9 protein-coding genes and 1 tRNA gene are annotated in these 7,376 nt (G+C 63.2%); 9 read left to right on the top strand and 1 reads right to left on the bottom strand.

Translation table 11 applies throughout. From position 1 onward, the window contains the following. The 3 genes from BLU67_RS11895 to BLU67_RS11905 form a co-directional block, all read left to right on the top strand. Positions 1 to 227 (top strand): transposase (locus BLU67_RS11895; protein ID WP_143027440.1); only part of this gene is annotated, 227 nt, incomplete at its 5' end. A gap of 123 nt (positions 228 to 350) precedes the next feature. After that, positions 351 to 1,031 (top strand): hypothetical protein, encoded by a 681-nt coding sequence (locus BLU67_RS11900; RefSeq protein ID WP_143027442.1) that lies wholly within the window; start codon positions 351 to 353, stop codon positions 1,029 to 1,031. Positions 1,032 to 1,523: 492 nt separating this feature from the next. Continuing rightward, complete coding sequence (locus BLU67_RS11905) at positions 1,524 to 1,940, top strand: YccF domain-containing protein (RefSeq protein ID WP_092566219.1); 417 nt, start codon at positions 1,524 to 1,526, stop codon at positions 1,938 to 1,940. Positions 1,941 to 1,949: 9 nt separating this feature from the next. On the opposite strand, the gene BLU67_RS11910 is transcribed toward BLU67_RS11905, so the two are convergent. After that, the gene (locus BLU67_RS11910) at positions 1,950 to 3,167 is read right to left on the bottom strand and encodes a pyridoxal phosphate-dependent aminotransferase (protein ID WP_410002428.1); all 1,218 of its coding nucleotides are present in this window, start codon (positions 3,165 to 3,167) and stop codon (positions 1,950 to 1,952) included. Between the two features lie 225 nt (positions 3,168 to 3,392). Here BLU67_RS11910 and BLU67_RS11915 point away from each other — a divergent pair. The 6 genes from BLU67_RS11915 (at position 3,393) to BLU67_RS11940 (ending at position 7,351) form a co-directional block, all read left to right on the top strand. Continuing rightward, a tRNA-Trp gene (locus BLU67_RS11915) sits at positions 3,393 to 3,468 on the top strand. Between the two features lie 92 nt (positions 3,469 to 3,560). Next, the gene (gene secE / locus BLU67_RS11920) at positions 3,561 to 3,815 is read left to right on the top strand and encodes a preprotein translocase subunit SecE (protein WP_092566221.1); all 255 of its coding nucleotides are present in this window, start codon (positions 3,561 to 3,563) and stop codon (positions 3,813 to 3,815) included. A gap of 22 nt (positions 3,816 to 3,837) precedes the next feature. Next, the gene (gene nusG, locus BLU67_RS11925) at positions 3,838 to 4,521 is read left to right on the top strand and encodes a transcription termination/antitermination protein NusG (protein ID WP_143027444.1); all 684 of its coding nucleotides are present in this window, start codon (positions 3,838 to 3,840) and stop codon (positions 4,519 to 4,521) included. A gap of 74 nt (positions 4,522 to 4,595) precedes the next feature. Next, the gene (gene rplK, locus BLU67_RS11930) at positions 4,596 to 5,030 is read left to right on the top strand and encodes a 50S ribosomal protein L11 (protein ID WP_092566223.1); all 435 of its coding nucleotides are present in this window, start codon (positions 4,596 to 4,598) and stop codon (positions 5,028 to 5,030) included. Positions 5,031 to 5,088: 58 nt separating this feature from the next. Next, positions 5,089 to 5,805: a 50S ribosomal protein L1 gene (rplA, locus tag BLU67_RS11935; protein WP_092566225.1), complete on the top strand. Its 717-nt coding sequence runs from the start codon at positions 5,089 to 5,091 to the stop codon at positions 5,803 to 5,805. Between the two features lie 346 nt (positions 5,806 to 6,151). Next, a complete protein-coding gene (locus tag BLU67_RS11940) occupies positions 6,152 to 7,351 on the top strand; it encodes an IS110 family RNA-guided transposase (protein ID WP_092562778.1) in 1,200 nt (399 codons plus the stop codon). Positions 7,352 to 7,376: the final 25 nt, after the last annotated feature.

The following is a 7,376-nucleotide window of genomic DNA, read 5'->3' on the forward strand; positions in this document are numbered from 1 at the left end:
CCCTACGTGAGGTCATCACCCTCGGACGCACCCTGAAGAAACGCGCCACCGACGTGCTGGCCTACTTCGACCGACCCGGCACGTCGAACGGCCCTACCGAAGCCCTGAACGGCCGCCTCGAACACCTCCGCGGTTCCGCCCTGGGATTCCGGAACCTCACCCACTACATCGCCAGATCACTGCTCGAGACCGGCGGCTTCAGACCCCAACTACACCCTGCATTGTGATGAGCCTGTTTTTTAAGATCCGTCTCAGAAGCAAACGATCGAGCCTCAACCTTTCTCAGAAAATCCGAACTCACGAAGAAGACGATTAGCGACTCGCATAACTCGCGTGCAAAAGCCCAGCCGGTGGAGGAGTATTTTGGGTTGCCGTCGGCTGGTTTTGAGATGGTGGCGATCTGTCCGCATCCGACGAATCCGAGGGTGGAGATTGAGTGTCGGGAGTTCCCGTCGTCGGATGTGAAGCCGGTACGGATCGAGGCCCGCCCGGCGGGGCAGGCAGCGGCGCCTCCGAGGCCGTTGTCGATTCAGGAGTTTAAGGACTTCCCGGTAGCTAAGGGCGAGTTACTGATTCAGCCGGATCAGGGTCGGCATACGGTGAATATGCCGGTGATTGTGGCAACCACGGCTCGCCAACACGTGGTGTCCGGTGACTTGTTGGGGTTCGCGTTCCATGTGCGCTTCACTCCCGTATCGCACGCGTTTGATTATGGCGATGGTAGTGCCCCGTATGTCACGGGGGATCCTAATACTCCGTATCCGAACCAGAGGTTTTGGCATGAGTGGCGGACCATTGGGGATAAGACGATTTCGGTGACTACCACGTGGTCGGGTGCCTACCAGGTGGCAGGTTCGGCTTGGGTTGAAGTACCCGGCACCCTAGAGACGACGGTTTCTTCGGAGCCGCAGCGTGTGGATGAGTACCATATTTTGCTGACCGATCCCGATAAAGCTACCGGCGGCAAACACCACGACTCGGATTATGACTGGCTTAAGGGCACCCCGCTGGACCCCAACAACCAGCCCTAACACCATGCCACGAAAAGCCCCGCCCTCCCCGCAGGTCATCAGCCTGACAAGACCTCGCCGTCGATGTGCTGGGCTCGCACTCGCGACAGTCCTAGCATTGTCTGCATGCTCCACGAGCGAGCCCGCGGATCCACCAACACCGATGGCTTCGCATACGACGGCTGCCGCGAGCCCAAGCTCAACTGAGTCGACCCCTGCGCCCGGGCAGTGGACACTGGAGGACCTCAAGGTCGGAGCAAAGGTCCCGAAGGAAGATCTCGAACGGTTGTTCCCGAGGTGGGACAAACCCACCCCACCGGCAACACTGACCGAAACGCAGTTATGCCCGGGCTGCGGCGATCCCGGTTCCCGACTCGCACGTCCCACCTAGCAATGCAACGCACCGGCGTGCTGGTGCATCACACGCGCGTGGCGGAATACCTGCTAGCTCCACGTCGTTTGAACTAATAGAGGGGAGCATCAGCTCCTTGCCGCGACTACAACGGGGGACACATGCGCACACTACTGAACATCATCTGGCTAGTTTTTGGTGGCTTCTGGCTGGCGCTCGGCTACATGCTCTTCGGACTCATCGCCTGTCTGCTGATCATCACCATCCCGGCAGGCATCGCCTCATTCCGGATGGCCGGCTACGCACTGTGGCCCTTCGGTCGAACCATCGTCCAAGACCCGCACGCGGGAGGCTTTAGCGCGGTCGGCAACGTCATTTGGTTCTTCGTCGCGGGCTTGTGGCTGGCGATCGGACACGTCATGACCGCTGCCGCTCAGGCCATCACTATTGTCGGAATCCCGCTCGCAATTGCGAACATAAAGATGATCCCAGTGACGTGCTTCCCCTTCGGCAAGTTCGTTGTCTCGACGGCTGCGGTGCCCCCGGGCTACACCCAGGTTGACGCCGTCCGCCTCTAGCGCGACGCGTCAGCGGGCGAGCAGCCGCTGGATTCGCTCGATGCCCTCGACGAGGTCCTCATCTGACAGGGCGTAGGACAGCCGAAGGTATCCGGGAGTGCCGAACGCCTCGCCCGGGACAACGGCGACCTCGACCTGATCGAGAATGACATCGGCCAGATCCGCCGACGACGTGATCTCCACGCCCCCGACCTCGCGGCCATAGACACCGTGCACATCGGGGTAGGCGTAAAAGGCGCCGCGCGGAGTCGGGACGGAGAAGCCATCGATCTCGCTGAGCATCCGGACCATCGTCTGGCGGCGGCGATCAAAAGCCTCCCGCATCCGGTGGACCTCGGTCAGCGGGCCGGTCAACGCAGCGATCGCTGCGCGCTGCGCAACGTTGCAGACGTTGGACGTGAGGTGCGACTGGAAGGAGGTCGCCGTCTTGATGACATCGGACGGGCCGACCATCCACCCCACGCGCCAACCCGTCATCGCATAGGTCTTCGCGACGCCGTTCAGCACGATCGTCTGATCAGCCAGGTCCGGAACGAGGCGCAGAATCGGCGAAAACTCCGCGTCGTCATACGTCAGGTGCTGGTAGATCTCATCGGTAATGACCCACACGCCGTGCTCGAGCGCCCACTGGCCAATAGCTGTCGTTTCCTCGGCCGTGTACACCGCGCCCGTCGGGTTCGACGGGGAACACAGCAACACGACTTTGGTGCGCTCGGTGCGGGCAGCCTCTAGTTGCTCAACGCTGACCTTGTAATCGGCCTCGGCGCCCGCGACGACGGGCACCGTGACGCCACCAGAAAGGGCGATCGCCTCCGGGTAGGTCGTCCAATAGGGGGCGGGCAGGATGACCTCATCGCCCTCGTTGAGGATCGCGGCGAAGGCCTGGAAAACGGCCTGCTTGCCGCCGTTTGTCACGAGCACGTCCTCTGGCGAGATCTCGTAGCCGGAATCGCGCAGCGTGGCCGACGCGATCGCCTCGCGCAGCGCCGGCAGCCCCTTGGCGGGGGAGTAGCGGTGATTGACCGGATCCACGCACGCGGCTACGGCAGCATCGACGATCGCTGCCGGCGTCGGAAAGTCGGGCTCGCCCGCACCGAAACCAATGACGGGCCGACCCGCAGCCTTCAGGGCCTTAGCCTTGGCATCCACCGCCAAGGTCGCCGACGGGGCGATCGCGGCGAGCCGAGCGGATAAGCGAGCGTGGGGTGCATGTTCAGTCGTAGTCACACACCACATTGTGGCGGGCATCGCCCCATTTACCTAGCGGAGATCATCATCCGGACCTGCCAAATCGCCGCGTCACCCTGACCCCGCCGCGCGGCGCCACGGGGCGATTAGACCGCGGCCGCCCCGACCCCATATGATGGACCGGCGCACGTGACGAAGACTATACGAGCCGCAGGAAAAACTGCGGTAGACTCGTGCGAGTGCCCGCTACCTCGGTAGCGGACTAGGGCAGTGGCGCAATTGGTAGCGCACCGGTCTCCAAAACCGGCGGTTGTGGGTTCGAGTCCCTCCTGCCCTGCCAGACCAGCTCGCGGTTCGGCGAAGCGTGGCATCCAGGTCCTCGCCCACCCGGCCGCGAGGGCCTGATTTTTTGTCGAGATTGAAGGAGCCAGCGTGAGCCAATCCGCTGAGACCGGGGCCAACAAGCCTCGCAGCGCGCCCAAGGGCGAAAACCGCGGCCTGTTCGCACGCATTGCGCTGTTCTACCGCCAGGTGGTGGCAGAGCTTCGCAAGACGGTTCGCCCGACGAAAACCGAACTGTGGACGTTCTTCACCGTCGTCCTCATCTTCGTCATCGCCGTCATGGCGTTCGTGGGAGTTCTCGACTTCATGTTCGGCAAACTCATTCTCGCAATCTACGGCCGCTAGGCAGTAAAGGCAGGTACACCCCGTGTCCGACTCGTTAGAAACAACCGAATCGTCACCGGTCGAGGAACCCTCGACCACCGACGACGCGGTCGCAGTCGACCCGTTGGAAGACCTGCGCCGGTCCCTGCGCATGCAGGACGGCAACTGGTACGCCATCCACACCTACGCCGGCTACGAGCGCAAGGTGAAGGCCAACCTGGAAATGCGCAGCGAGTACCTGCAGGTCGAGGACAAGATCCACGAAGTTCAGGTCCCGATGGAAGACGTCATCGAGATCAAGAACACCAAGCAGAAGAAGGTCTCGCGCGTCCGCATCCCGTCCTACGTCCTCGTTCGTCTCGACGACGATGAGTCGACGTGGGACCGCGTCTGGGACGCCGTTCGTCACACCCCGGGTGTCACCGGTTTTGTCGGCGACGCATACCATCCGATCCCGCTGACGCTCGACGAGGTCTTCGACATGCTCGCCCCCTCGGTCGCGCAGCAGGAGACCGAAGTGGCCGGCGCCCCGGCCGCCGAGGCCACCCCGATCCTCGTGGACTTCGAGGTCGGCGAGGCTGTCACCGTCACCGACGGACCGTTCGAGACGATGGCCGCCACGATTTCCGAAATCGACCCGGCAGCCCAAAAGCTGCAGGTGCTCGTCACAATCTTCGGCCGGGAGACCCCGGTCGAGCTGAGCTTCGACCAGGTGAAGAAGGACTAGCTCCACTTCCCCCGATGCTCACCGCCGGTGCCTGCCGGCAACACCACTACATATCCAACAGATAAGGACCCGACATGCCTCCCAAGAAGAAGGTTGCTGGTCTGATCAAGCTCCAGATCCAGGCCGGAGCGGCTAACCCCGCCCCGCCGATCGGTCCCGCGCTCGGTCAGCACGGCGTCAACATCATGGAGTTCTGCAAGGCGTACAACGCCGCGACCGAGTCGCAGCGTGGCAACGTCGTGCCGGTGGAAATCACCGTCTACGAAGACCGCTCCTTTACCTTCATCACCAAGACCCCGCCGGCCGCGGAACTCATTAAGAAGGCCGCCGGCCTGCAGAAGGCCTCCGGTCGCCCGAACACCGAAAAGGTGGGCAAGCTGACCCGCGCCCAGGTCGAAGAGATCGCCAACACCAAGATGGCCGACCTCAACGCTAACGACATCGACGCCGCCGCGAAGATCATCGTCGGCACTGCCCGCTCCATGGGCATCGAGGTCGAAGGCAACTAACCCCCGACGTGGCAGGAGCCGCGCAGCTCCGTACCACAACTGCAAGGAGAAAAAGCAGATGGCAAAGCGCAGCAAGAACTACATCAAGGGGCAAGAAAAGATCCACCCCGGCGAGGTGTACGCGCCCCTTCAGGCCGTGCGCATCGCAAAGGAAACCGCCACCACTAAGTTCGACTCCACCGTCGACGTCGTCTTCCGACTGAGCGTCGATCCCCGTAAGGCAGACCAGATGGTGCGCGGCACCGTCAACCTGCCGCACGGCACCGGCAAGACCGCCAGGGTCCTGGTCTTCGCCACCGGTGAGCGCGCCCAGCAGGCACTGGACGCGGGAGCCGACGAGGTCGGCGGCGACGAGCTGATCGAGAAGGTTGCGGGCGGCTACACCGACTTTGACGCCGCCGTCGCCACCCCCGACATGATGGGCAAGGTTGGTCGTCTCGGCCGCGTGCTCGGCCCCCGTGGCCTCATGCCGAACCCGAAGACGGGCACCGTCACCATGGACGTGGCCAAGGCCGTCAACGACATCAAGGGTGGCCGCATCGAGTTCCGCGTCGACAAGCACGCCAACCTCCACTTCCTCATCGGCAAGGCCTCCTTCACCGAAGAGCAGCTCGTGGAAAACTACGCCGCCGCGCTGGACGAAATCCTGCGCCTGAAGCCGGCCTCCTCCAAGGGCCGCTACATCCGCAAGGCGACGATGTCCACGACGATGGGCCCCGGCATTCCGCTGGACGCCACCAAGACCCGTAACCTCACCTCCGAGGACGCGTCCTAAGGGGTAGCACCGACACCCACGCCCCATCGGCCACCTGCTGGCCGGTGGGGCGTTGTCGATCCAACCGCCGTCATCACGTCGCCACCCGCCGCGCTATGATCGGGGCGACGCCCGTTACATTTATTGGTAGGTCCTCACCAGAGGATCTGGTCGCTGGCCCTGGTATGGCTGTCTTGCCCTGTCATCGATGATCCGGGGGGTGTTGCCGCCAGGGGTCCAGGACGCGCGTTGACTGCTGATAGGGACACGGCCCGACTTCGGTTGAGGTCTCTTCGTAACGTGGGTGCCAGCATCGGGTGTCATGACACCAGCGGCCAGGGATACAAGCAGGACAAGGGAGCCTGTCATGACAACCGAATACGCCATCACACTGGGACTCGACGTCGGGAAGTCCACCCACCACGGATGCGCTCTCACTGCCGACGGGCAACGCGTGTACGACCGCGAGCTGCCCCAAGATGAGACCGCGCTGCGGAAAGTCATCACCAATCTTCAGCAGCACGGTTCGGTGCTCGTCGTCGTTGACCAGCCGAACACGATCGGGGCATTGCCGATCGCTGTCGCTCGCGATCTCGGCGCGGGAGTCGCATACCTACCCGGGCTGGCGATGCGCAAAGCCGCGGACCTGTATCCGGGACGGTCGAAGACCGACGCCAGGGACGCGTTCATCATCGCCGATACCGCCAGGACAATGCCACACACGCTCCGAGCCGTGGACCGCAACTCCGAGGTCTTATCGGCGCTGAAGGTGCTGTCCGGGTTCGACGAGGACCTCGCTCGCGAGTCGACGCGCGCGATCAACCGTCTGCGGTCCCTTCTGGTCCAGATCTACCCATCTTTGGAACGCGTTTTCCCTGGTGTCGTCCTCACCCGGGCGATCGTGTTGGATCTGTTCATCCGTTACCACGGACCCGCCGGACTCAAGGCTGCTGGGAAGGCCGGGGTGAAGCGGTGGGCACGTAACCACAGCAGGAAAGACCCGGGCCCACTCATCGACCAGGTTTTCACGGCACTGTCTGAGCAGACTGTCACGGTGCCCGGTGCAGAAGCTGTCGAGCTCGTCATCCCGAGGGTCGCAGCACAGATCAAAGAGCTCAAGCACCAGCGGGACATCGTTGCCGAAGAGGTCGAGAAGCTGGTCGACGACTTCCCTCTTTCCACGGTCTTGACGTCAATGCCGGGAGTCGGGGTCAAGACCGCAGCGCAGATCCTCCTGGCCGCCGGCGACATGTCCGCGTTCCCAAGCCCAGGACACCTGGCCGCCTACGCCGGGATCGCCCCAGTGACCCGACGGTCCGGGACGTCCATCCGAGGTGAGTTCCCCGCCCGCGCTGGGAACAAGCGGTTGAAGAACGCTTTGTTCCGGTCCGCGTGGGTCGCCTCATGCCACGACCCGCTGTCGAAGGCGTATTACGAGCGGAAGAGAGCCGAGGGCAAGCGCCACAACGCGGCGGTCATGTGCTTGGCGCGTCGCCGACTGAACGTCATGTACGCGATGATGAAAACAGGCACGCTATACGAGCCCCGAATCTCTGCAGCTGCTTGACAACCACCATAGGGACACCCCCCGA

The sequence above is a fragment of the Bowdeniella nasicola genome (assembly GCF_900107735.1).
GTDB classification, from domain to species: Bacteria; Actinomycetota; Actinomycetes; order Actinomycetales; family Actinomycetaceae; genus Bowdeniella; species Bowdeniella massiliensis.

What these genes read in the sequence shown, in the direction of transcription:
- BLU67_RS11905 (WP_092566219.1), top strand. Translation starts at nt 1,524, where the DNA reads ATGCGCACACTACTGAACATCATCTGGCTAGTTTTTGGTGGCTTCTGG.
- rplK (WP_092566223.1), top strand. Translation starts at nt 4,596, where the DNA reads ATGCCTCCCAAGAAGAAGGTTGCTGGTCTGATCAAGCTCCAGATCCAG.
- rplA (WP_092566225.1), top strand. Translation starts at nt 5,089, where the DNA reads ATGGCAAAGCGCAGCAAGAACTACATCAAGGGGCAAGAAAAGATCCAC.
- BLU67_RS11940 (WP_092562778.1), top strand. Translation starts at nt 6,152, where the DNA reads ATGACAACCGAATACGCCATCACACTGGGACTCGACGTCGGGAAGTCC.